Raw genomic sequence first — 24,347 nt, forward strand, 5'->3', positions numbered from 1 at the left:
ACGGTGGTGTGGGAGGTCGGCTGATCAATTAATGGTCAGCCTCCTACCCGATTTTTTTGATCGTTTCGAAATTAATGGTAACAAATATTTAAAAAATACTTTTATGCGAGTAGTGTGGTCAGGGGCGGATAAAATATTCCGGGTTTGCAGTTGTAAAGACATCACGCAAATTCGTAACTGTGTCGAGGTGTTGATGGAGAGCGTTTCGTCCGTCAAGTGGGCTTCGTTTTTTTATCGCATCAAGTATGCCTTGATGATCACGGATTATTTGTTCATAACGTTTTTCATCGCGCAGTTCGAAATTTTTCCAGCGTTTAACATGAACATACTCTTCTTTTAGAAGGTCGAGCACATTGCCTTTTCCGACGGCATTCAGCAGATTACGATGAAAGGCTGTGTCGGCTGTATTGAAATCATCAACCGTTATTTCATGGCTGATGATTTTTTTTTGTTCCGTAATATTTGCGTCTAAATGATCAATGAGTTCCGTCGTATCCGAAAGATCTATAACCCGGTACAGGGCTTCCTGCTCCACGGCTTCGCGAACGTATAAAATGTCTTCTACCAGTTTCATGTCAATTAAGCTGACATAGGTGCCACGTTGGGGGTAGACCGTAATCAGCCCCTGAGCTTTTAGTTGGGTGATGGCATTGCGGACAATGTGCCGGGAGACCCCATAGGTCTCACAGAGATCATTTTCGCTGATGCGGACACCAGGCATATAAACAAGGGTTTCAATTTTGTGAAATAAATCCTGGTAGACTTCTTCAGTAGTTAAAAAATTTCGATTGACAAGATGCATTAAGTTGTCCTCCTTCAGATTTGATCATCGAAAAGTAAATTGTGAGATGCTTTTGTAAACATTTATTATAATATTTATAAGGCTGGTTTGCAATGACATTTTGAAGTCGATGCGAATTCAGGGGATTTGTATTTGACAGGGTAAGAACATTTCATAACAACGTTTACATTAATAAAAATTATTTTAGAATATTGTTCGAATATTTGCAAATTAAATGTTTACATAAGATTAAAAGTGTGCTAGAATGATCTCAAATTTAACTTGTCAACAAGTAGACAAGAATACAAGAAGACAAGAATACGATACAAGGAGAAGATTATGTCACTTAAACTATTAGAAGGTGTAAAGGTCTTGGAATTGGCTACGTTCATTGCTGCACCGGCAGCAACACGGGCAATGGCCGATTGGGGTGCTCAGGTTATTAAAATTGAATCCATTGGAGGAGATCCGATCCGTTATGTTGGACCAGGAAATAAAATGCCTTTAGATCAGGACGAAAGTCTGGCTTTCGATTTTGAAAACGCCAACAAACAGGGTATCGCCTTGAATCTCAAAAGTGCAAAGGGGATGGAGATTTTCATGAAGCTTCTCGATGAAGCGGATATTTTCGTCACCAATCTGAGAACTCAGGCATTGGTCAAACTTGGTATCGATTATGAAACCCTTTCCAATAAAAAACCGGAATTGGTCTTTGGACAGGTATTAGGTTATGGAGCCAAGGGTCCATTAAAAGACAAACCAGGATTTGACTTTACCGCTTTTGCAGCCCGCGGCGGATATAGCGGAACCTTATATGAAAAAGGCACTTCTCCGGTAAATATTGTTCCCGGTTTTGGTGACCATGCCTGTGGGATGTACTTAGGGAACGGTTTGTTGGCAGCCTACATCCATGCCTTAAGAACCGGCAAAGGCGAAAAAGTAACGGTCAGTTTATACCATGCGGCTGTTTACGGATTAGCGATCATGATCCATTCAGCCCAGTATGGCAACAAGTATCCGATCAGTCGTGAAGATATGCTAAATCCGCTGCAATCGACTTTCATCACGAAAGATGAAGTTTGGGTTCAGTTGGCATTGCCAGACTATAACCGCACCATCGGTAAATTTAGTGAAGTCATCGGTCAACCGGAACTGGCTAAAGACGAACGGTTCGATACTTTGGCCCACGTATCCCAAAATCCGCAGGAGCTGAATCGTATTATTTTTGCGGCAATCAAAGAAAAAACATTGGCAGAGTGCACAAAAATGTTTGATGAAGCAGATCTTTGTTTTGAAATCTGTCAGACCTGGGAACAGGTTGTTGAAGATCCTCAAGCTTGGGAAAGTGATATTTTCGCCAAACTGGATTATCCATCCGGCCCTAAAGCAATGACGCGTACACCGGTTATGTTTGAAAACGCCGGTTTACCGGATTATAAAAAAGGCCCAACCTATGGCGGCAATACCGACGAAATCTTAAGCAGTATCGGTTTTACCGCTGAAGATATTGAAGCAATGAAAGGAAAGGGTGAAATACAATAATACGGACACTGGGAATCGATATCGGGTCAACCACCTCGAAATGCGTTTTGCTGGAAGATGGCGAACGCATTATCGGAACGGAGCTTCTGGTTGCCGGGATTGGGACAGTTGGCGCTGAAAAAATCATGGAAACGGTCCTCAAAAAGGCTGATCTGAGTCGCGATGATATTGACTTTGTGATGGCAACCGGCTACGGACGTCGAAATTTTGATCCGGCTCACGGCGAGTTAAGCGAGCTGAGCTGCCATGCCAAAGGGGTGCTGTTTACAAATCCCCAGGTTCGTACGATCATTGATATTGGCGGCCAGGATGCCAAGGTGTTGCGGATCAACGACAAAGGGGTCATGGAAAATTTCATGATGAATGATAAATGCGCCGCCGGAACCGGCCGGTTTTTAGACGTGATGGCAAACATTCTCCAGATGCCCGTCAATGAATTAGAAAAAAGGGCTGAATTAGCCGAAAAGCCGGCTAAAATATCCAGTACCTGTACCGTTTTTGCCGAGTCTGAGGTTATTTCTCAGCTGGCGACAGGGGAAACGGTGGAAAACGTCATCGCCGGTATTTGTAATTCGGTGGCAAGCCGGGTTGCCGGGCTGGCCAAGCGCGTTGGCATCAAAGAAGAAGTTTTTATGAGTGGCGGCGTCGCCCAAAACGGCGGGGTCAGAAAAGCATTGGAAAAAGAATTGAAGGTTCCCATCAAGTGGTCAGAAACATCACAGATGATGGGCGCGTTAGGGGCTGCGATCAGCGCCTATGAACAAGTAAAAAAGAGAGGTGTTTTAAATGAGTAATGAAGTAAAGAAAAAAAGTCCGCCAGATCCTAATTCGGCTAAGTTTAAATTAGGGAAAATTGCCACAGATGCCTATGTTGATGCTCAAGCAGCCAAAGATCGTGGCGAAATGATTGGCTGGTGTTCATCCAATTTCCCTGTGGAAATCCCAGAGACCTTAGGATTGGCGGTCTGCTATCCCGAAAACCAGGCAGCCGGAATCGCTGCTCGTGGTGGCGGCGAACGTTTATGTAATATCAGTGAAGATGATGGCTATTCCAATGATATCTGTGCCTATGCCAGAATCAATTTGGCCTATGCCAAAATAAAAGATACGCCAGAACAAAATATGCCGGAGCCAGACTTCTTGTTATGCTGTAACAATATCTGTAACTGCATGATCAAATGGTATGAAAACCTGGCGAAAGACCTGGATATTCCAATGATCATCATCGACATTCCGTTTAACCCGGATTATGAAGTTTCTGATGCTCAGGTCGCATATGTCAAAGCGCAGTTCCTGGAAGCGATTAAACAACTGGAAGAGCTGACCGGCAAAAAATGGACCGAAGAAAAATTCCAGGAAGTTATGGAATATTCCGGCCGAACCAGTCGAGCCTGGTTAGCGGCAACATCTGAAGCGAAACATACGCCTTCACCGTTTAATGGTTTTGATCTTCTAAATCACATGGCAGTTATGGTAACTGCCCGGGGTAAAAAAGAAGCGGCGGAAGCGATGGAAGTTCTTCATAAAGAATATCTGGAAAATGTTGAAACAGGCAACAGTACCTTCCGAGCCGAAGAAAAACATCGGATTATGTTCGAAGGAATCGCTTGCTGGCCGTATCTGCGAGCAACATCGACCGGGTTGAAAAGCCGTGGCATCAATATGGTCACAACCATTTATGCCGATGCTTTTGGTTTTATCTATGACGATTTTGACGGCATGGTCAAAGCTTATTGTAATGTACCAAATGCTATGAACCTGGAACATGCCCGGGATAAACGGGTAAAATTGATCAAAGACAATCATGTTGAAGGCTTATTGGTTCATACCAATCGCTCATGTAAATTATGGAGCGGCTTTATGGCTGAAATGAGTCGACAGATTTCTGAAGAATGCGAAATTCCTCATGTCGCATTTGACGGCGATCAGGCGGATCCGCGAAATTTCTCGGAAGCGCAATATGAAACCAGAGTCCAAGGCTTAACCGAAATTATGGAATCAAAAAAAGGAGGCTGCTAAGATGTCGGGTTTAAAAGAAAGTTTACAAGCATTTCATAAAATTGCATCCTCACCAAAGGAACAATTAAAAAAATACCTCGCTCAGGATAAAGAAGTTGTCCTTTGTGCGCCAGTCTATACTCCGGAAGAAATTGTCCATGCCATGGGCATGATTCCAATGGGCACCTGGGGAGCTGACATTGAAATCAAAGAAGCGAAGACTTATTTTCCAGCGTTTATCTGCTCAGTGATGCAATCAGTATTGGAATTGGGCATTCGTGGTGAATTTGCAGGCGCCTCCGCAATCATTATTCCGTCACTCTGTGATTCGTTAAAATGTCTGGGTGAAAACTGGAAATCTTCGGTTGAAAATATTCCCTTTATCCCGATGGTTTATCCGCAGAATCGTAAAGCTGACTTTGGTAAAGCATTTACCAAGGCGGGTTATGAACGGGTCATTGCGGATCTGGAAAAAGCGACGGGTCAAGGATTTGATGATGCCAAGTTAATCGCATCGATCGAAATTTATAACGCCCACAATGCTGCAATGCGACAATTGTCAGACTGTTTGAATGATTATCCGGAAGTTACAGCTGCTGATCGCAACGCCATTTTCCAAAGCGCTTTCTATATGGAGAAATCCGAGCATACCGCCTTGGTTAAAGCCTTAATCAGTGAACTGACAAAAGCAGAGAAAACAGCGAACCAGAAAATTAAAATTGTCACAACCGGTATTCTGGTTGATGCCGATGATCTGCTGCAGATACTGGATGATAATGATATCCAAATCGTAGCAGATAATGTCGCCAGCGAATCACGTCAATATCAGGTTGATGCCAAACCGGCAGAAACGGGACTGGACAGCCTGGCCGAAAAGTTTGCAGATATGGATAACTGTTCGGTACTCTTTAATGTCGACAAAGCGATTGCAGAGCATACTGTCGATTTGGTTGCAAAATACCAGGCGCATGGCGTAGTCTTCGTGATGACAAAATTCTGTGATCCGGAAGAGTTTGATTATGTCATGATTAAAAAGGCCTGTGAAGAAAAGAATATTCCCTTATTGCTGGTTGAAATTGACCGTCAGATGACTAACTATGAGCAAGTCAGAACAGCCGTAGAAACATTTAGAGAAATACTTAGATAAAGCAATGGAATTAAAATCAATAACGATAATTCAGCAGTTTCGTCAATCCGTAGCAGAAAAAAAAGATGAAGCAGCCATAATCGATAAAAGGGAAGTTTTGTCCTGGAAAGATATTGATTTTATTTCGGATCGTCTGGCTTTGATGCTCATCGCTGATCAGGTTGAAAAGGGAAAACACGTGGCGTTGTGGAGCTTTAATTCGTTGGCCTGGATTTGTACTTATCTTGCCATCGCTAAAATTGGCGCGATATCGGTGCTGGTCAATCCCAAGCTTTCAGCCAGAGAAGCGGATGCGATGATGTCATTTGCCGACGTGGATTATATCTGCTACGGTGATCAACTTTATGGAAAACAGGCAGATTGTCTCTCCGGGGGTTACCCCGGACTGTCAATCGGTCAGGAACTCTGGAAGCAGCTGCGACATCAGGCACAACTAACAGACGCAGAGCGCAGGTTGCTCAAAACCCGGGAAGTAGCAATCAGGCCCGACGATATGGCCAGCATGCTCTTCACCTCAGGATCGACAAGTCAGCCCAAGGGGATTTTACTGAGCCATTTTCAGCTGATTAATGTGGCGTGGGAAGCGGTTTCATGTATGCATTGGAACGACCAGGATCAGGTCTGTCTGGCGTTGCCGCTCTTTCATAGTTTTGGTTTGTCGACGGGTCTGTTGTCACTATTTGTTCATCGTGGCCGTCTCTATGTCACCCCGGATTGTCGCACCAAAACAGTAATGGGTGTCATCGATCAATATCACTGCAATGTCCTGAATGCCGTTCCGTCACAATTTCTGGCCATTGTGCATCACCAGGAAAGAAAAAACTTCAGTTTGAAGAGTCTGCGCTCGGGCATCATTGCCGGTTCGTCAGTCTTTCCAAACGATTACCTGAAAATTGCTGAGGACCTGGGCATGTATCATCTCAAACAGTCCTATGGGCAGACGGAAGCATCGCCAAGTATCACCTTTTCAAGCGACGATGATTCCCCGGAACGCTGCTCAAAAACAGTGGGGAAAGTCATCAGCAATGTTCAGATACGGATTATCAGTACGGAGACCGGGATGCCATTAGCAGTGAATCAGCCCGGGCGCATTGAAGTCAGTGGCTACAATGTCATGCAGGGTTATTATAAAAATGAGGATGAAACAGCCAAAGTGTTTACCGATGATGGTTGGCTGATAACCGGAGATCTTGGTTATCTAGATCAGGACGAAAATTTATATATTGTTGGCCGAATCAAGGAAATGATCATCCGTTCCGGTGAAAATATTTCGCCGAAAGAAATTGAAACAGTGATTATCAGGCATGAAGGTGTGGTTCAGGCCAAGGTTTTTGGGATTCCGATGTCGGTGGTACAGGAAGAAATTGTTGCCTGTGTAGAATGTCCGGACGGTGGCGTCACTGTCGCCGCAATCAGAGCCTTGATTAGCGACAATCTGGCACCTTACAAAATGCCGAAATATATTAAATTATACGAAAAATTTCCCCTGAATGACAGTTGCAAGATTGACGTTAAAAAGATGAAGGAAGAAATTCAATTAGAAATACAAGAGGAGAATTTATAGAATGATTTTTAATGAACAGCACGAATTAATTCGTAAGTTGGCAAGCGATTTTGCCAAAAAAGAACTGACATCGGAAGTGTTGGATAAAATAGAAGAGACCGATGTTTTTCCCGAAGAAATCTTGAATAAAATGGGTAAAGCCGGATTCTTTGGAATTAAAATTCCGAAGGAACTGGGCGGCGCCGGGTCGGATCATCGAGGTTATGTTGTGGTGATGGAAGAAATTGCCAGAGCCAGTGCGGTTGCCAGTCTTTATGTGTCTTCACCGAACTCACTGAGCGGCGGTCCATTACTGCTGTCAGGGACAGAACAGCAACTGGAAAAGTATCTGAGACCAGTTGTTACCGGTGAAAAAATTCTGGCCTTTGGATTAACCGAGCCCGGTACCGGATCTGATGCCAGTGGGATGACAACAACGGCGGTAGCAGATGGTGACCATTATATCTTAAATGGCCGTAAAACATTTATCACGATGGCGCCATTTTCTGACTATGCGGTGATTTATGCCAAAACCGATATGAGCAGAGGCGCAAAAGGGATTACAGCATTCGTCGTTGAGATGAAGTCGGAAGGTGTATCCTGCGGGAAACCCGAACATAAGATGGGTCTGATCGGTTGTGCCACCAGCGATATCATTCTGGAAAACGTGCGGGTGCCGAAAGAAGATATGCTGGGCGAACTCAATCAGGGTTTTACCAACGCCATGAAAACCCTGGACGTTGGTCGCATCGGCGTCGCCGCGCAATCAATCGGGGTGGCTCAGGCAGCGCTGGATGAAGCCATTCAATACGCTAAGGACAGAAAACAGTTTGGCCGACGGATTGCCGACTTCCAGGGAATCAGTTTCATGATTGCCGAAATGGCCACCAAGCTGCAAGCGGCCAAGCATCTGGTTTATGATGCGGCTTATAAGAAAGACACCAACCAGAATGCAACGACGGCAGCTTCCATGGCCAAGTTTTACGCTTCGGAAGTCTGCAATGAAATCTGCGCCAAAGCGGTTCAGATCCATGGCGGCTACGGTTATATGAAAGAATATCGGGTTGAGCGTCTTTATCGGGACTGTCGGGTCTTCACGATCTATGAAGGCACATCTCAGGTGCAGCAGATGGTCATTGCCGGCCAATTGCTCAAATAAGAATGACAGCGCGAGTAGAAGACGAATCAGCAAATAAAGGAGAATGTTAAATATGAAAATATTAGTATGTGTAAAACAGGTGCCGGATACCAACGAAGTTAAAATCGATCCGGTAAAAGGAACACTGATACGGGAAGGTGTGCCCAGCATCCTGAATCCGGATGATGCCAATGCGCTGGAAGCAGCCCTGGCCATTAAGGATAATGACCCCAATGTCAAGGTTTCAGTATTAACGATGGGACCACCGCAGGCCTGCGAGATGCTCAGAGAATGCTTGTCGATGGGAGCTGACGATGCCTATCTGTTAAGTGATCGGGCCTTTGGCGGCGCGGACACCTGGTCCACCTCCAATACTCTGGCAGCGGGGATCCGTAAAATCGGCGATCTGGATATTATTTTTGCCGGCCGTCAGGCCATTGATGGCGATACCGCCCAGGTTGGCCCGCAAACCGCCCAACGGCTGGATATTCCGGTGGTAACCTATGTCCAGCATGTTCAAGTGGTCGGCAATAAGGTCGTGGTTCAGCGGCAGATGGAAGACGGTTACGAACTCATTGAAGTTCAGACCCCCTGTCTGCTGACAGCCGTGAAAGAATTAAATGAGCCGCGATTTATGAGCATTTACGACATTGTCGATGCCTGCGGTAAAGAAATTACCGTGTGGGGACATGAGGATATCAAGCTGTCGCCTGAAAACTGCGGTTTAAAAGCATCACCGACCCAGGTTTTCCGTTCGTTTACACCACCCACCAAGGGCAAAGGCGAAATGCTAAACGGAACAGCGGGGGAAATGAGTAAAAGCTTAGTTTCGAAATTAAAAGGGTTACACGTTATTTAGAAAGGACGAAAAAGATGTCGGTTAGAGTTATAGTAGAAAAATGCAAAGGATGTTCCATCTGTGTAAAAAGCTGTCCTTTCAGTGCCATTGATATGGAAAATAAAATTGCCGTTATTGGCGATGCCTGTACCGGGTGCGGCGTATGTGTGGATGAATGTCCCTTTGATGCCATTGAAAAAACAGAAGATAATGTTAAAAAAGATTTAAGCGAGTACAAAGGGGTTTGGGTGTTTGCAGAACAGCGTGAAGGCAAACTGATGCCGGTTGTGATCGAACTCCTTGGCGAAGCAAAAAAACTGGCTGCCGAAATCGGCACCGATGTGAGTGCTGTGGTCTGTGGCGATGAAGTCGATGCGCTGACCCATGAATTGTTTGCCTATGGGGCGGATAAGGTTTATCAGGCGGTTCATCCGGAACTGAAGAACTACCGCACGGATGCCTATACCAAGGTGATTGAGGAAGCCATTCATTTATACAAACCAGAAATCATTCTATTAGGGGCTACCCATATCGGACGGGATCTCGGACCTTGTCTGGCAGTTCGCTGCGATACCGGTTTAACTGCTGACTGCACCAAGCTGGAAATTGATCCCGACGACAAAAAAATCCGTCAGACCCGACCGGCTTTCGGTGGAAATCTGATGGCCACGATTATTTGTCCGTACCATCGACCACAAATGTCAACGGTACGACCCGGAGTCATGGACAAGGCGGAATATCTTGCCGGTCGTGAAGGTGTCGCGATCCGTTTGAACGTCAGCTTTAAAGAGGATGAAATCCGCACCAAGATCATTAAAATTGTTAAAGAAGCCGGCGAGCTGGCCTCGCTGACAGACGCTGAATTCATCGTTTCTGGCGGTCTGGGTCTGGGAAATCCGGAAGGTTTTGAATTACTTAAAAAACTGGCCGATAAACTGGGCGGCACCATTGGCTCATCAAGAGCCTGTGTCGATTCAGGCTGGATTGACCATTCCTACCAGGTTGGTCAAACGGGAACAACCGTTAAACCAAAGATTTATTTTGCCTGCGGTATTTCCGGAGCGATCCAGCATCTGGCCGGGATGCAAAATTCAGATTATATTATCGCCATCAACAAAAATGAAAATGCCCCCATTTTTGAAGTCGCTGACTATGGGATTGTTGGCGATCTCTATGAAGTGATTCCGGCTATTTTAGAAGAATTATAAGCAGTCCACAAAGCACTAAAAATATAAAATTTTAAGGAGAAAAATCATGAGTCAACCATTGAAAAAATCAGTTGTCAACCTTTACGGGTTACCGTCCTTCGGGTTTCAGACCCTCGTTACCATCGAGGTCATGTTTTTTGCAGCATTTTTGACCGACTTTGTGAAACTGCCATTGGCATTGGTCAGCACGATCTTATTGGCCACCAGTTTAGTCGATATTTTAGCAGTTCCGACTTCCGGGGTTATTCTGGAGAAAAGTAATTTAAAATGGGGAAAATACCGCTCCTGGCTATTAGTCGGTCCACCGGTTGCGGCGCTATTTTACATCCTGCAGTTTACCCAGCTCGGCGGTTCAGCGACAGTTACGGCGCTGATCATCTTTACTGGTTTTGTCGTCAGTCATTTAGTCTGGAATACCTTTTATGCCGCTCATATTTCACTGAATAATGCGATGACATTGGATCGTGGCGAACGAATTTCCATGGCCAGTAACCGTGGGATGTTCAATGCCCTGGGAACCCTGGCATTTACCTACTTTGGTGTAAAAGCGATTACCAGCATTGGCGTCGCCGTTGGTAACCCGGTGTTAGGTTATACCTATATGGCCGCCATCACTGGCTGTATCATGATTGCCTGTAACTGGATTTATTTTGTACTGACCAAAGATTATGTCTTTAACGGCTGTGCCGCACCAGTAGGAAAAGCAGCTGACAAGATGTCCGTTGCCGAAATGCTCAAACAGATTATTGTCAATCCACCATTAATGGGACTGATGATTGTCGAACTGGGCCGTTACCTGGGCCGCTTCATTATTTTCGGAATGGCCTTCTACTACTTTAAATATGTCATCAATGATTTACCGGGAATGGCACTATTCATGACTGGATTAACCGTCATCAATTTCCTTTCTGCCATGATTGCAGCACCGATTGCCAAACGTCTGGGTGAAAAAAACACCTATATGATCGCTTTGAGTCTGTTAGTTATTGGTTTATTAATCGTCTGGTTTATCCCGCTTCAAGCTACCGCATTTAAAATTGTTATGTTACTGGCCTACATCGGTTATGGCTTGCCGGATTCATTGGGCGTAGCGATGTACTCCGCTACCAGTGATTATGGTGAATGGAAAACTGGCAAGAATGCCCGTGGGTTTGTTATGTCACTGATTAGTTTCCCGATCAAAATTTCGATCTTTGTTCGTTCCATGATTATTGCTGCTGTGCTTAGCTCAGTAAACTATGTCGCCGATATGGCGGTTACCCCGGAACTGATCCAGGGGATCAAAAACGGATTTTCACTGTATCCAGCCATTATCATCATCGTTGGTTTACTGTTAATGTTCAAAATGTACTCTTTAACACCGAAACGAATGGAAGAAATGAGCGCTGAACTCGCAAAAAAAAGACAAGCGACAAGCACGAATGCTTAAAAATTTGTTAGAAAAATAACATCCCCAAATAAGCTATTGACAATTGAGGAATGACAGGTATAATAAATATAACATCGTTCTAGAATATAATTCTAGAACGATGTTATATAAAGAAAACGTATTCGAAAGAATAGCTTTCAGATGGCAACTAAGCCGGGATAGTGAATTTTCAAACGACCGTCAAAAATAAAACGGTCAAAAAAGGAGGACAATAATGAGTAACGGTTACAAAATTGGTATTGTTGGGGCTGGAAATATGGGCGGCGGTATCGCTCAAAAGATGGCCCAAGAAGGTTTAAATGTGACATTGGTTGATATGAATGATGCGCAGGTAGAACGCGGCATCGGAATCATCACCAATATGCTTAAGCAGGCAGTTGAGCGAAATGTTATTACCGTTGATAAAATGCAGGAAACCTTAAAAAGAATCAAGGGCACAACTTCTTACGAAGATCTTGAAGACATGGATCTGATTGTCGAAGCAATTTTTGAAGATAAGAAAATGAAGGGTGAACTGTTCAAAATGCTGGATGCAATTTGTGATCCTAAAACCATCCTGGCGACCAATACCTCAAGCTTATATGTACACGAACTGGCAGCTTGGACTGGTCGACCAGACAAAGTGGTGGGGATGCATTACTTCTTTCACCCTGCTAAAAACAGATTGTTGGAAGTCATTCCTCATGATGAAACAAGTGAAGAAACCTTGAATACAGCATTGCTGATCGGAAAACTACATGCAAAAACAAACATCATTGTAAAGGATTCACCAGGATTTTGTGTGAATCGAATCTTCATTCCTTTCTATGTATCAGCAGTACGGGTTTTGGAGCAAAAAATTGCCAATATCCCTACGATTGAAGCCGCTTGTAAAAAAGCCTTTGGCATTGGCATGGGACCGTTTGAACTGATGAATGTAACCGGGATTCCAATTGCGGTTCATTCAGCGAAAACCCTGGAAGACGAATTGGGTAATTTTTATGCAGCACCAAAACGACTCGTTGAACAAGTCGAGTCAAAAGAACTCTTTGACTTAAGCGGTGAAGTGGATGAATCAAAAATCCAGGAAGTAACCGATTTTCTTTTTGGGGCTTCATTAGGTGTGGCTTGCCAATTAGTGGATGAAGGGATTGCTTCAATCGAAGATACCGACCGCGGCGCCAAAATTGGACTGGCCTGGAAATTTGGACCTTTTGAAATCATGAATAAGCTGGGCATTGCTAAAGTATATGAAGTGGTTGACGCCATGTGTAAGCGTTACCCTGACTTCAAAATGCCGGAATTACTGGTTAAACAATATGAAAGCGGGAAACCATTTGAATTCAAATATGTCGAACTTGAAGTCAAAGAGGACATTGCTTATATCACCATTAACCGACCAGAGGCCATGAATGCCCTGAATGAAACAGTAGTCAATCAACTGGAAAAGAAGTTTGACGAAGCTGAAAGCAATGAAGCAGTTAAAGCTATTGCCATTGCTGGCGCTGGAAAAGCATTTATTGCCGGAGCGGACATTAAATTCTTCATCGAAAACATGGAAAATAAAACCCTCGATCGGACGGTTGAGTTTACCCGAAAAGGTCACGAATTACTGCGACGATTTGAAACTTCAGCTAAGCCAACCATTGCGGTTGTTGATGGGCTGTCCTTGGGCGGCGGCAGTGAATTGGCACTGGCATGTCAGTATATTGTTGCGACCGAAGCAGGTTCATTTGGATTCCCGGAAACCGGAATCGGCATCTATCCAGGTTTGGGTGGCATGATCAGAATGGAACGACTGGTCGGCAAAGATCTGGCCAAATACTATGTTTTCACCGGTAAATCAATCAGTGCTGAAAAAGCCCTGAAGATGGGAATGATAACCGAATTGACTACCATCGATCAGCTGGAAGCAACGATTAAAAAGGTTGCTGTTCAGGAAAAACAGGACAAATACCTGGGCAAAAAAGTTGCCGATGGTTTCGAAAATGAAACGGCTGTCTTTGCCGGAGAAAACCTCGATAAGATCATGAACGGTGTCGTTCCTGACGGGGTTGATGCAGATTTTGCCAACGCTACAATCAAAATCATCAGTAAAAAAGCGCCGCTGGCTCTGATCGTGGCGAACGAGCTGATGGAAGCCCAGTCAAAGGTTTCAATTGATGAAGCGATCACCATGGAATTAGGACGACTGATCGAAATGTTTACAACCGAAGATGCCTGGGTAGGTTTAACTGCACCTCCGGGAAAAGCACCAGCTTATAAAAAAGCATAAACCAAATAAAATAAAACAGGTAAGTTAGTGGCGAAAAGCGAGTGAGCTTTGTTTCCAGTTTCATGTAAACTAACGCGAAGCTCACAACCCTTTCGCGACGACGATGAAACAAGAAAATTAAATAGGAGAAAATAAATGTTCAAAAATGCATATATTCCTTACGGCGGATATTTTAGTACACCATTTTGTAAATGGCAAGGTAGCCTTCAGAATGAAAACTCAATTAAACTAGCTGCGGATACAAGCAAACGGTTCTTCGAAACTAAGGGTTTAGATCTTCAGATGATTGAATTCCTTTATCTGGGACATACCATTATCCAACCCGGTTCTTTCTTTGGCGCATCCTGGGCAGCGAATGAAATGGGATTAAGTATTCCTGGAATGTCAGTTGCCCATGCCTGTGCAACTTCCACCAATACCATTTACACAGCTGCTATGGCCGTTGAAACCGGCAACCTTTCAACTGCTTATTGCATGATGTTTGACAAAATTTCCAATGCACCACATATTGTCTGGCCAAATCCTCAGGGTCCAGGTGGCGAAGTGTTATCAGAAAACGTCAATATGGACAATATCAACCGTGATCCATCAACTGGCTTTGGGATGCTGACAACCGCAGAAAATGTGGCTAAAGAAGGGGGCTTCTCCAGAACAGAAGCTGACGAAGTAACCTTAATGCGTTATGAACAATACGCTGATGCCCTGGCCAATGACCGGGCCTTTCAGAAAAAATACATGTTCCCGATCGAACTGAAATCAAGAAAAAGCACCCTGGTCATCAGCGAGGATGAGGGTGTTACCCAAACAACCAGAGAAGGTCTGGACAGACTTCGACCAGTTGCTGAAGGAGGTATTCATACCTTTGGATCGCAAACCCATCCTGCTGACGGTAATACTGGGATGATCATTACCACCAAGCAAAAAGCGGCCGAATTAAGCACTGAAAAAATACCGGTTCAAGTGATTTCCTATGGTTTTAATCGGACGAAAAAAGCCTTCATGCCGGCCGCTCCGGCAGGAGCCGTACAAATGGCGCTTGACAATGCCGGAATTGGCGTCAATGATTTGGTTGCGATTAAAAACCATAGCCCTTTCATTGCGAATGATCTTCATTTGGCCAAAGAACTGGGGATTGAACAATCACGCATTAACAATTATGGAACCTCATTGGTATTTGGACATCCTCAGGGACCAACCATCGCCAGATTACTGATGGAAGGCATCGAAGAAGCCGTCATTAAAGGCGGCGGCTATGTACTCGCTTGCGGTTGTGCTGCTGGCGATTCAGCCGCGGCAATCATTGTAAAAGTAGGTTAATAACAAGCGCCTGGACTCGCCCGGGATCAGACCATCCCGGGCAGTTCAGAGAACATCGAAAAGACAAACTTCCAATTGTTTACACAAGAAATTAATAATTTGACTTATTTCTTCAGCCAATGCAGAGTCACCTCCTGCATTGGTTGGATTAATTATAGGAAATATCTGAAGCACAAGGACTGTAAGCGTTAACAACATTCCCGTCATGAAGTATTTTGTGATATGAAGCATGGAACAGGAGCGAAAAAGTTTATCAGGATTGATGGATTAGCGGAATTATTGTAAGTATCAACATAGGAATCAAAAGAAAATGTGATGCAATAATGCATCATCACAATATAAAACCTGTTTATGGAATAGTAAATGAGAAATTATTAGCTTGAGTGCTCAAGCAAAATTTGAACAGGAGCGTGAATAAAGTGAATATACCCTTGATTATCGTTATTTTGTATATGTTAATGATTGTTGGAATTGCATATTACTCAACTAAGCTCACAAAAACATCAACCAGTAAAGATTATTTACTGGCCGGACAACGATTGCCCTGGTACCTGATTGCCGTGATGGTAACGGGAAATGCCGTCGGTGGTTCAAGTACCGTCGGGGTTGCTCAAAATGCCTACACCAGCGGCATCTCGGCAGGTTGGTACACTGGCGCCTGGGCGGCCGGAGCGGTGGTCTTCGGTCTTTTCATCTCAGCAAAAGTCAGAAAAATGAACATCAATACGGTTAGCGAAATCTTTCTAAAATCGTTTGGCAAAGTTAATGGTACGATCGCAATCGTTATTCAGGTGATCATTTTATTTGGTATCAATGCTCTCCAGATCATTGCCGGCGGCGCTTTGTTGAGTACCCTGCTACCGGAATTCTTTAATTTTACCAGTGGCATGATTGCATCCACCGTTGTCTATATTCTGGTTTCGTTTATTGGCGGATTACTGGGTGCCAGTATGGCCAATCTGGTCAATGTCATTGTTATTTATGTGGGACTAGTTATCGCCGTCATTGCTGCAATCACTCAGATGGGTGGGGTCAGTACGGTCGTAGCTGCGATTCCACCGGGCGATCAATGGACCGATTTAGTCAGTGGAATGGGGCCTGGGGTGCTGCTGGGCTGGGTAATCACGATGATTATTAACACCCCGGCCAACCAAACCCTGTATCAACCGACTTTGGGGGCGATTGACGAAAAACATGCAAAAAAAGGGATGTTATCGGCAGCGGTGCTGATTTTTCCGATTGGCTTTGTTGCGGCAGCGTTGGGTATTCTGGCAGCCATTCAATTTCCTGGTCTGGAAAACAGCGCCATGGCCCTGCCGGCCTTAACGATAACCCTAAATCCAATTATTGCCGGAATGGTATTTGCCGGTCTCTGGGCGGCGGATGTTTCAACGGCGATTGCCTTATTACTGGGAATCTCTTCAATCGTGACAAAAAATATTATTGTTGATTTAATATACAAAGAAATGCCGGACAAAAAACAACTGGTCATTTCCAAGGTTGTTTTGATCGTTTCAGCCTTAATGGGACTCTTTGTGGCCATGAATATCAGTGGCATCATCAGCTTCCTGATGCAGCTGTTGACGCTTTATACCCCATACACCCTGCTGATCTTTGCAATCTTATATGCACCGAAGATTTTGCGCAAAAGCACTTGTTTTTTAACGGTTCTTTCAGCGATGGTGGTTATGGTCATCTGGATCGCCGTACCACAATCACATATCGTCAGCCAGGCTGTTTATTTATGCCTGCCGATCTCAGCCCTGGTAATGGCGCTGACAACAATCTTCGATAAACGGACGGTAGATCTATCGGTGCTTTACGCAGCCGAATCTTCTCAAAACACATAAAAGCCAATACGAATAGAGATGTAGTGGAAGCGGCAATAGGATAAAATGCGAAGATTGAAAAAATGATTTGAATTTAAAATAAAAAGTTTACAAGCCTAAGGAGGCAAAAAAATGAATTCGCAAGAGAATGTTTTTAGTGGAATTAAAGTCGTGGAGTTGGCAACCTATGTAGCGGCCCCATGTGCAGGAAGGTATTTTGCCGATTTAGGCGCCAGCGTGGTAAAAATCGAAGGGTTTGGCGGCGATCCGCTGAGAACCACCGCACCGAGTGAAGGTCGACCCTCTGATCCCTATGAAGATACCACCTGGGATCTGGAAAATGCCGGGAAAAAAGGCATCGCCCTGAATTTAAAAGATCAGGCTGGAAAAGATGTGTTGTTCAAAATGTTGGATGAAGCCGATGTATTTATCACCAACTGGCGCAGCGACGCACTGCTAAGAGCAGGGCTTGATTATGAGACAATCAAAGTCCGTTACCCTAAGCTTATCTATGCCCATCTGACCGGTTACGGCGAATTGGGTCCGGATAAAGATTTGCCCGGATTTGACTTCACTGCTTTTTTTGCCAGAGGCGGATGGCTGGGCACCTTATATGAAAAGGGCTCGGACCCTATGAATCTGGTTGCCGGTTTAGGCGATCACCAAGCCGGATTGTACCTGTCAGCGGGGATTATGTCCTCACTTTACAAAGCTGAAAAAACGGGTCAGGGTGAAAAGGTAACCGTCAGTCTTTACCACTGTGCGATTTACGCCCTGGGTTTACTGGTTCAATCAGCACAGTATGGCAACCGCTATCCGATCAATAAAAGAGATATGCTGAATCCTTTTATGAATGCCTTCAAAACCAGTGATGAACGACTGATCCAGCTGGCGATGCCACCATACAATGTATTCTTTCCTAAATTTATGGAAATAATCGGACAACCTGAACTGAAAAATGATCCAAAGTATTGTCATTTTGAAACGCTGGGAGATAATTCAAAACACATTTATGATCTGGTTAATGACTACATGAAAACTAAAACTGTCGTCGAGCATAAAGAAATATTTGTCAAAGAGGACATTCCTTTTGCCATTGCCCAACTTTGGGAAGAAATCCTAGATGATGAGCAGGCCTGGGCCAATGATTTTCTTTGTTCACTGAAATATGACAATGGCAATACCCGGACATTGCTGCGTCAACCGATTAAATTCAAAGAAATGGGATTGCCGGAATATACCAGAGGACCCTATATCGGCGAACATAGCCATGAAGTGTTGAAGGATCTTGGTTATACCAATGAGGAAATCAGCGAACTGAAGGACAAAAGAATCTTCGTTGAGTGGGATGACATAAAAAATAAATAGTCAAGAATGAAATAGCATTGATTCAGAAACAGCAAAATCTCAATCATTATTGGGAGATTGCTGTTTCTTTATTCAAAAAATAGAACAGTATTTTAGAATGATGTTTGACTCCGGTGCTTTTATCTGCTAAAATTTTAACGATATGTGACAATCTCTTGTTGCAGTCAGGAGGAAAGCAATTGGTTAAAGAAAAGCAGCTTTTAAAGAGAAAAGCAATTATGGATGCAGTCCTTAAATTGATGGAAGAATATGAATTTGATTCCTTAACAGTCAGAATGATCTGTGACACGGCGAACATTTCGACGGGCACCTTTTATCACTATTTCGCCGATAAGAATGCGCTGATCCATGAAATTCTGGGAGAAATCGATATTTATCTGGAAGAACAGGCTGCTGATCAGCTGACGAATGACGCTGAGTATGAAAATCTGATCACCTTTGGACGGCTCGTAATGCAGCAAATCACCAGCACCGGTCCTGTCATTGCCGGTCTGATTAGCGGGATCCCATTGCCTAACACATCCGAAGGCATCACGAAGGAGTGGGAGCGGATGTTTTTCAGTATTCCCCTGAAAATAGTTGAAAAAGGGCAGGCGAAGGGGCAATTTATCACTGAAATCAGTGCCAACGAAATAACTGATATGTATATCATTTATATTCGGGGATTTGCTCTCGATTGGTCAAGACGAAATGGTAGCTATGAATTGGAAGAAAAGTTCAGTCGCTGCAGTGCGTATTTTCTGCAATTCATAAAAAAATAAATATCGTTTGAGAATTACGTACCACTAAATAAAATTGTGTATCGCTTTAAGAAATGAGAGGCGATGCATAATTTTATTTGTTCTTGTCAAGTTGATCGGAAAAGGTTTTAGAATCACCAGTCTTGTGTGGAACAACTAATGATATTTTTGATTTATCTTTTAAGCCCCGTATAATAATATACAGGGCTTGAAAATTTTACCAGTTTGTAGGGAAAATCGTTGATTTTCGAAGATAATAAAGAACTAAGTAGCAAAGTTTTTATTCGACCTTCCCAAAATCGCCATCCATTAATCCAAGGACGATCTTTCCGATTTTTTCCGGCGCATCTGGATCCTGGGGATAAACCCAATTGTCGTAGAATTCTTCAACTTCGCCATTATTTAAAATATCTTTAATAGCTTCTCTTTTTGCCACCATCAAACCATCCTGAAGGATTTCAAGATGATCTCCGGTTCTTCTTATTGTTATGCTTAATTCAGTTAGCATCGCCTTCTCCTTTCGCTTCAAGAATAATGGGTTAGGTGTTTTGCATGAGCCTATAAAATAGTCGCAGAAAAGGTCTGGTGAAAAGACCTTAAGATAAAACATTCTGAGCAGCAAAGGGTGATAAGCCAGTTGCGTTAGCTAATCGCATTGCCGATTAATTTTATAATTAGGCTTAGATCATATTTACCGGGGAACTCGAAGGCTATTTTATCAACATAGTAATTGTATAACTCCAGTTCGTTTTCCATGGTATCATCTTTTGAATTTTTTACTGAGAAAGCAATGAATTTCGTGTAGGGCAAAAATGTAAAAATGGGGAAATCCCGTTCTTCAAAGGTACATATAATAATTCGTTTAGAAGTAAATAATACCTCGGAAGGGACCGGGAATCGATCAGCTACGTAAAATTCAATAACTCGTTCGTTATCAATCAGCATACTCTGAATACTTTTATGAATCATGGAAGTATTTTTTTTGTCGGTAATAATAAATCGGGAATCTTTAAAGTCGATCATTTTCAGCTCCTTGATTATAAAAGAAAGCTACTCAATTGATTGAAGCATAATTGAGTAACTTTCTTTTTATTTTGATTTTAGAAAACCATTTTTTTAACGACGATAGTACTAAGAGTGGCTAATTCTTTTTCCAATCCAGTGATTTCGTCCTCTTTGTCGGGTAAGAATTCCAAAATAATCAGTCCGGTTATGCTGCACAATTCTTCCGAAGATTCATGCAAACCTAGACGTGTTTTAATAATGCAACCATTTTTGGTTAGTAATTCCTGCACCTTTAATGCTTCGCTTTCGCGATTTCCAACTTGAATTCCCATAATTTGTCTCATAAAAAAACCTCCTTAAAGTATTTATATCTTTATAAAATACCCAATTAAACGAAGGCTAAACCATGGAGTATAAAAAATAATTTGCGGTTTTAGGCTGCTGATTACTTATAATTCGTCTTTTAAGCACCAAGTCACATTTTTTCCCAACTCATTATTTTCTCCGGGAATCCATATATCAATCTTCAGATTTTCCAATTTTTCCATGGATTCGGCGTCGTTCAATTCTCTAGCTTTTTCATATGCTTTTATTATCCAGTTTTTTGTCAGCTTCTGGAAATCACCGCCCTCGGTTTGGATATAATCATTTCTAATATTTAGTTTTCCGTCAATTACTTTGCTTGAGTATCTTAAGCCCATTTTCGTATCCTCCTAAGATTTGTAGTTAATTTGTCTATATATATTATAGCCCGTTCTGCCGAAACTTGACATAGTATTTTGAAATATTTCGATTAAACTGTATTAATTGTGTTTAAGAGTGTTGTGATTTGACTTTTCATCATAATTAGCGTATGGTAAAATTCAGTTAATGAATAGAAAATGTCAAAAATTTTGAATGCAGGTGAAATCAGTGAATAAAATTACCCGAATCCCCCATCGTATTGATCGAGAAGAATTGTTTGAGCGGATGCATATTTCGAAGGAGCGGCCAAATTATCATAAATTCAAAAAGAACTATCAGAATTTGTTTGAATCATTGCCTGACTTATTAAACATCCAGGCAACGCATATTCTAAAAACAAATGATGAAAAGGAAAAAATTCATAAGGGACTTTGTGAGGTTAGTCACATTGTCTATTGTCTGGTGACCCTGGGGCCTAAAATCAGTGAGCAATCCACGGCGTATTTTGCCGAGAAAGACTTTCTAAATGGCCTGATGATTGATGCCATGGCCGATATCCTGCTGTTTAACGCATCAAATGACTATTACGACACGGTAAAAAGGGATGTATATGAAGAACAGGGTTATGCGCTGACCCTTCGTTATTCACCTGACGACAATATTATTCCCATACAAGTACAGAAAAAAATACTGGAATATGTCAATGGTGAAGAGCTTTTGTCGGTGGGAATCTCGGAAGGATTCATGTATTATCCGGTCAAGACTCTGGGCTATGTCTATGGAGCTGACCAAAGCATTGAACTGGCAGAAAAAGATCATGACTGTATATTGTGTTCAAATCTTACCTGTGAATATCGAAATATAGATCAATAAAAAGGTTTCCGTCGACTGGCGGAAACCTTTTTATTAGACGGAATCACTTATTCATCATTTAGCACCGGTTCCAGGGTTGTATCCCTGAAAAAGGTGTTGGCATTAAAGAGATATAAGACGTCAGTGATCTGTGCATCGGTGATGAGAGCATCAATGCTGTCATAGTAGTAACGGGGATCAATGACCGTGATCTCGTTGTAAAAGGGTGCTAGAAAAGGAATAAAGGCATTGGCATAGGAATCTTTGATGATCAGCAGATTTTTTCCAATCACCACTGGATTTTTAATTTTAATAATCGGATGGTTGCCTTCCAGAAAAACTGCATACTTATCCTTTCCTTTTAATTGTTCACTGCTATAAAGGGAGGGGGATTTTTTTTGCTCTTCCACATAATTGACCACCGAATAGGACTCTTCGCTTTTAGGAATATAAACATCAATCGTATCGGTAGTAAAGGTCAGGTAGCCGCTTTTAGAAACCAGGGCGCCAGAAAACGAGTCGGTGACAGGATAAACAGTATAGGCATCGGGATCTGGTTTGATCCCCATGGCATCGGCAACGCCCTGAAAAGAAAGCCAGGCGCCCAGAGTCGTCCAGTGATGGTCGGTCTTATAATACAGCAGTTGGGCCTGATTCTGTTCCAGAATCGGTCTGGGGTCAAGGACCGTTAATTTTTCATTTAATCCGCCGGTAAAATCATTGATATAGTCGTTTTGGTTCAAAACCGGGGCATATGCCGGCAGTTTTTCGTCAGTGATACTGACGGCATTGGGAACCAGCATAAAATAGTGATTCAAATCGGAATGCTTTTCAGCAAATGTATTTAATGCGGTTTTTGTCGGTTCGGTAGCATCAGCAGGCAAGGGATCGAAATTTTCGATAAGGGTAGAGTTTTTACCCAAGTAAACGCCATTAGAGCTATTTTTGCCCATCAGCCGATCCGTGCTGGTTTTGGTATAAATCCAGAAATTTCGGCCGACTAACTGATCGGCAGTATATTTTTGCATTTTTTTCATATAGCGGCCATCAATGATGCCATCTACCGAAAAACGAGGCAATTGGGTTAAAATCCGGTTTTCGTTCTCAGACAGTTTGGTGTCCGGTAGGAGCAGTGAGGCCAGTGGAAAAAAGATGATGATCCCGATAAAAAGCAGGCCCAATAGATTAATGTATTTTTTGTAAAACAGCGAATGGGTGTATTGATCGTGTTCATGGTGGATATCTTGTTTTCGCATAAGGCTTCACCTAAAATCTAAAATATAAAAAGGGATTATATGTTTCTGTTACTAAATAAGCGACGGATAAAAACATGATCACGCTATTGAGTCCCAGTCCAAAAGGAACAACCCAGTTTTTTTCCTGGTGAATCAGTTTGTTATAACGCTGATGGACAATTGGGGTACAGCAGATCCCGCAAATAACCAACAGGATGAGACTCGTGTATGAGTAATATAGTCCGGTTGAATCGACCAGAGATGCCCCGGTAGTAAAAAACATCACCCGGAGGTAAGACAGGGCAAAACCGAGATCAGGACTGGCAAAGAAAACCCAGCCGATCATGACCAGAATCAGGGTGTAACTGTGCTGAATGAATGTTGGCAATTTTTCCAGTAAAGCCTTCAAGAATAATTTTTCGGTAAAAAGGATCAACCCATAATAACCACCCCAAATGACAAAATTCCAGCTGGCTCCATGCCAGAGGCCGGTTAATAACCAGACGACACCGAGGTTTAAAAATAATCGGGGCATGGGGACGCGGTTTCCGCCTAACGGGATATAGAGGTATTCTCGGAACCAGGTTCCCAGAGAAATATGCCAGCGTCGCCAGAATTCGGACACGCTTCGGGAAATATAGGGATAGTTGAAGTTTTCCAGAAATTCAAAACCGAACATTTTCCCCAGACCAATGGCCATATCCGAATAGCCGCTGAAGTCGAAATAAATTTGGAAGGTAAAGGCGATAATCCCGATCCAGGCAGTGAGAACCGACATTTCGCCCACGTTCATAGCCGAAATCAGAGTCCAGACATAACCAATGTTGTTGGCCAGCAGGACTTTTTTGCCGAGCCCCTGGATAAAACGTTCGACTCCGATACCAAATTTTTCATGATTCATCACCCGGGTTGAAAGTTGGTCATCAATATCCTTGTAGCGAACAATGGGCCCGGCGATCAACTGGGGAAACATGGTTACATACAAACCAAAGGAAATAATATTCTTTTGGACCGGAACCTTCCCCAGATAGATATCGATGATATAAGATAGGATCTGGAAAGTGTAAAAGGAAATCCCAATCGGTAAGGGCAGTGGGGTATAGGGGATACCCAGATTGAAGATCTGGTTAACGGTATCGAGCAGAAAGCCCCAGTATTTAAAAAAGAATAAAAACCCCAGATTCACAATCACGGTAAAAATAAAAATCCGTTTTCGAACTAAATGAGGCATTTTTTCCATCAGAATCCCCATGCCAAAGTCAAAGGCAATGGTGAAAAGCATTAAGAAAACATAAACCGGTTCGCCCCAGGCATAAAAAAATAGACTGACTAATAGCAGAATCAGATTTTTTCCCTGTTTGGGGATAATGGTATATAGACCCAATGCGATGGGGAGAAAAGCAAAAATAAACAAGATACTACTAAAAACCATGGCCACT

General features: G+C 43.1%; 22 protein-coding genes. 15 read left to right on the plus strand and 7 right to left on the minus strand.

The window, feature by feature from the left end; translation table 11 throughout:
• Positions 1 to 118: 118 nt before the first annotated feature.
• On the minus strand, positions 119 to 802 hold the full coding sequence (locus ABGU93_RS00005) for a GntR family transcriptional regulator (protein WP_347411456.1): 684 nt from the start codon (positions 800 to 802) through the stop codon (positions 119 to 121).
• Positions 803 to 1,120: 318 nt separating this feature from the next.
• On the opposite strand from ABGU93_RS00005, the gene ABGU93_RS00010 reads away from it, so the two are divergent.
• From ABGU93_RS00010 to ABGU93_RS00075, 14 genes are all read left to right on the plus strand, one after another.
• Positions 1,121 to 2,323, plus strand: coding sequence for a CoA transferase (locus ABGU93_RS00010; protein ID WP_347411457.1), 1,203 nt, complete (start codon positions 1,121 to 1,123; stop codon positions 2,321 to 2,323).
• A complete protein-coding gene (locus ABGU93_RS00015) occupies positions 2,323 to 3,117 on the plus strand; it encodes an acyl-CoA dehydratase activase (protein ID WP_347411521.1) in 795 nt (264 codons plus the stop codon). The genes ABGU93_RS00010 and ABGU93_RS00015 overlap by 1 nt, the downstream gene beginning before the upstream one ends.
• Entirely contained in the window at positions 3,110 to 4,342 is a 1,233-nt protein-coding gene (locus tag ABGU93_RS00020; RefSeq protein ID WP_347411458.1) for a 2-hydroxyacyl-CoA dehydratase, read from the plus strand. Before ABGU93_RS00015 ends, ABGU93_RS00020 begins: the two co-directional genes overlap by 8 nt.
• A 1-nt stretch (position 4,343) precedes the next feature.
• Positions 4,344 to 5,468: a 2-hydroxyacyl-CoA dehydratase family protein gene (locus ABGU93_RS00025; protein ID WP_347411459.1), complete on the plus strand. Its 1,125-nt coding sequence runs from the start codon at positions 4,344 to 4,346 to the stop codon at positions 5,466 to 5,468.
• Positions 5,469 to 5,472: 4 nt separating this feature from the next.
• The gene (locus ABGU93_RS00030; protein WP_347411460.1) at positions 5,473 to 7,032 is read left to right on the plus strand and encodes a class I adenylate-forming enzyme family protein; all 1,560 of its coding nucleotides are present in this window, start codon (positions 5,473 to 5,475) and stop codon (positions 7,030 to 7,032) included.
• 1 nt (position 7,033) lies between these two features.
• The gene (locus ABGU93_RS00035; RefSeq protein WP_347411461.1) at positions 7,034 to 8,170 is read left to right on the plus strand and encodes an acyl-CoA dehydrogenase family protein; all 1,137 of its coding nucleotides are present in this window, start codon (positions 7,034 to 7,036) and stop codon (positions 8,168 to 8,170) included.
• A 52-nt stretch (positions 8,171 to 8,222) separates the two neighbouring features.
• Positions 8,223 to 9,008, plus strand: a complete 786-nt coding sequence (gene etfB / locus ABGU93_RS00040; protein WP_347411462.1) for an electron transfer flavoprotein subunit beta — start codon at positions 8,223 to 8,225, stop codon at positions 9,006 to 9,008.
• Positions 9,009 to 9,022: 14 nt separating this feature from the next.
• Positions 9,023 to 10,195, plus strand: a complete 1,173-nt coding sequence (locus tag ABGU93_RS00045) for an electron transfer flavoprotein subunit alpha (protein WP_347411463.1) — start codon at positions 9,023 to 9,025, stop codon at positions 10,193 to 10,195.
• 46 nt (positions 10,196 to 10,241) lie between these two features.
• Positions 10,242 to 11,624, plus strand: coding sequence for a glycoside-pentoside-hexuronide (GPH):cation symporter (locus tag ABGU93_RS00050; protein WP_347411464.1), 1,383 nt, complete (start codon positions 10,242 to 10,244; stop codon positions 11,622 to 11,624).
• A gap of 214 nt (positions 11,625 to 11,838) precedes the next feature.
• Positions 11,839 to 13,878: a 3-hydroxyacyl-CoA dehydrogenase NAD-binding domain-containing protein gene (locus tag ABGU93_RS00055; protein ID WP_347411465.1), complete on the plus strand. Its 2,040-nt coding sequence runs from the start codon at positions 11,839 to 11,841 to the stop codon at positions 13,876 to 13,878.
• Between the two features lie 135 nt (positions 13,879 to 14,013).
• Entirely contained in the window at positions 14,014 to 15,195 is a 1,182-nt protein-coding gene (locus tag ABGU93_RS00060) for a thiolase family protein (RefSeq protein WP_347411466.1), read from the plus strand.
• Positions 15,196 to 15,614: 419 nt separating this feature from the next.
• The gene (locus tag ABGU93_RS00065; RefSeq protein WP_347411467.1) at positions 15,615 to 17,045 is read left to right on the plus strand and encodes a sodium:solute symporter family protein; all 1,431 of its coding nucleotides are present in this window, start codon (positions 15,615 to 15,617) and stop codon (positions 17,043 to 17,045) included.
• A 111-nt stretch (positions 17,046 to 17,156) separates the two neighbouring features.
• The gene (locus tag ABGU93_RS00070; RefSeq protein WP_347411468.1) at positions 17,157 to 18,392 is read left to right on the plus strand and encodes a CaiB/BaiF CoA-transferase family protein; all 1,236 of its coding nucleotides are present in this window, start codon (positions 17,157 to 17,159) and stop codon (positions 18,390 to 18,392) included.
• A gap of 179 nt (positions 18,393 to 18,571) precedes the next feature.
• Positions 18,572 to 19,153 carry a TetR/AcrR family transcriptional regulator gene (locus ABGU93_RS00075; RefSeq protein ID WP_347411469.1) on the plus strand — a complete coding sequence of 194 codons (582 nt, stop codon included), beginning with the start codon at positions 18,572 to 18,574 and terminating at the stop codon, positions 19,151 to 19,153.
• A 259-nt stretch (positions 19,154 to 19,412) separates the two neighbouring features.
• Here ABGU93_RS00075 and ABGU93_RS00080 read toward each other — a convergent pair whose 3' ends face one another.
• The 4 genes from ABGU93_RS00080 to ABGU93_RS00095 form a co-directional block, all read right to left on the minus strand.
• Positions 19,413 to 19,640, minus strand: coding sequence for a hypothetical protein (locus ABGU93_RS00080; RefSeq protein WP_347411470.1), 228 nt, complete (start codon positions 19,638 to 19,640; stop codon positions 19,413 to 19,415).
• A 134-nt stretch (positions 19,641 to 19,774) separates the two neighbouring features.
• Positions 19,775 to 20,155: a hypothetical protein gene (locus ABGU93_RS00085; protein ID WP_347411471.1), complete on the minus strand. Its 381-nt coding sequence runs from the start codon at positions 20,153 to 20,155 to the stop codon at positions 19,775 to 19,777.
• A 77-nt stretch (positions 20,156 to 20,232) separates the two neighbouring features.
• Positions 20,233 to 20,481, minus strand: a complete 249-nt coding sequence (locus ABGU93_RS00090; protein ID WP_347411472.1) for a hypothetical protein — start codon at positions 20,479 to 20,481, stop codon at positions 20,233 to 20,235.
• A 105-nt stretch (positions 20,482 to 20,586) separates the two neighbouring features.
• Positions 20,587 to 20,838: a hypothetical protein gene (locus ABGU93_RS00095; RefSeq protein ID WP_347411473.1), complete on the minus strand. Its 252-nt coding sequence runs from the start codon at positions 20,836 to 20,838 to the stop codon at positions 20,587 to 20,589.
• Positions 20,839 to 21,049: 211 nt separating this feature from the next.
• Between ABGU93_RS00095 and ABGU93_RS00100 the strand changes: the two genes are divergently transcribed.
• A complete protein-coding gene (locus ABGU93_RS00100; protein ID WP_347411474.1) occupies positions 21,050 to 21,694 on the plus strand; it encodes a 5-methyltetrahydrofolate--homocysteine methyltransferase in 645 nt (214 codons plus the stop codon).
• Between the two features lie 47 nt (positions 21,695 to 21,741).
• On the opposite strand, the gene ABGU93_RS00105 is transcribed toward ABGU93_RS00100, so the two are convergent.
• Together ABGU93_RS00105 and ABGU93_RS00110 are read right to left on the minus strand one after the other, a co-directional pair.
• A complete protein-coding gene (locus tag ABGU93_RS00105) occupies positions 21,742 to 22,929 on the minus strand; it encodes a DHHW family protein (protein WP_347411475.1) in 1,188 nt (395 codons plus the stop codon).
• 10 nt (positions 22,930 to 22,939) lie between these two features.
• Complete coding sequence (locus ABGU93_RS00110) at positions 22,940 to 24,340, minus strand: MBOAT family O-acyltransferase (RefSeq protein WP_347411476.1); 1,401 nt, start codon at positions 24,338 to 24,340, stop codon at positions 22,940 to 22,942.
• Positions 24,341 to 24,347 lie beyond the last annotated feature (7 nt).

It is taken from the genome of Acetobacterium sp., from assembly GCF_039830195.1.
GTDB lineage: Bacteria > Bacillota > Clostridia > Eubacteriales > Eubacteriaceae > Acetobacterium.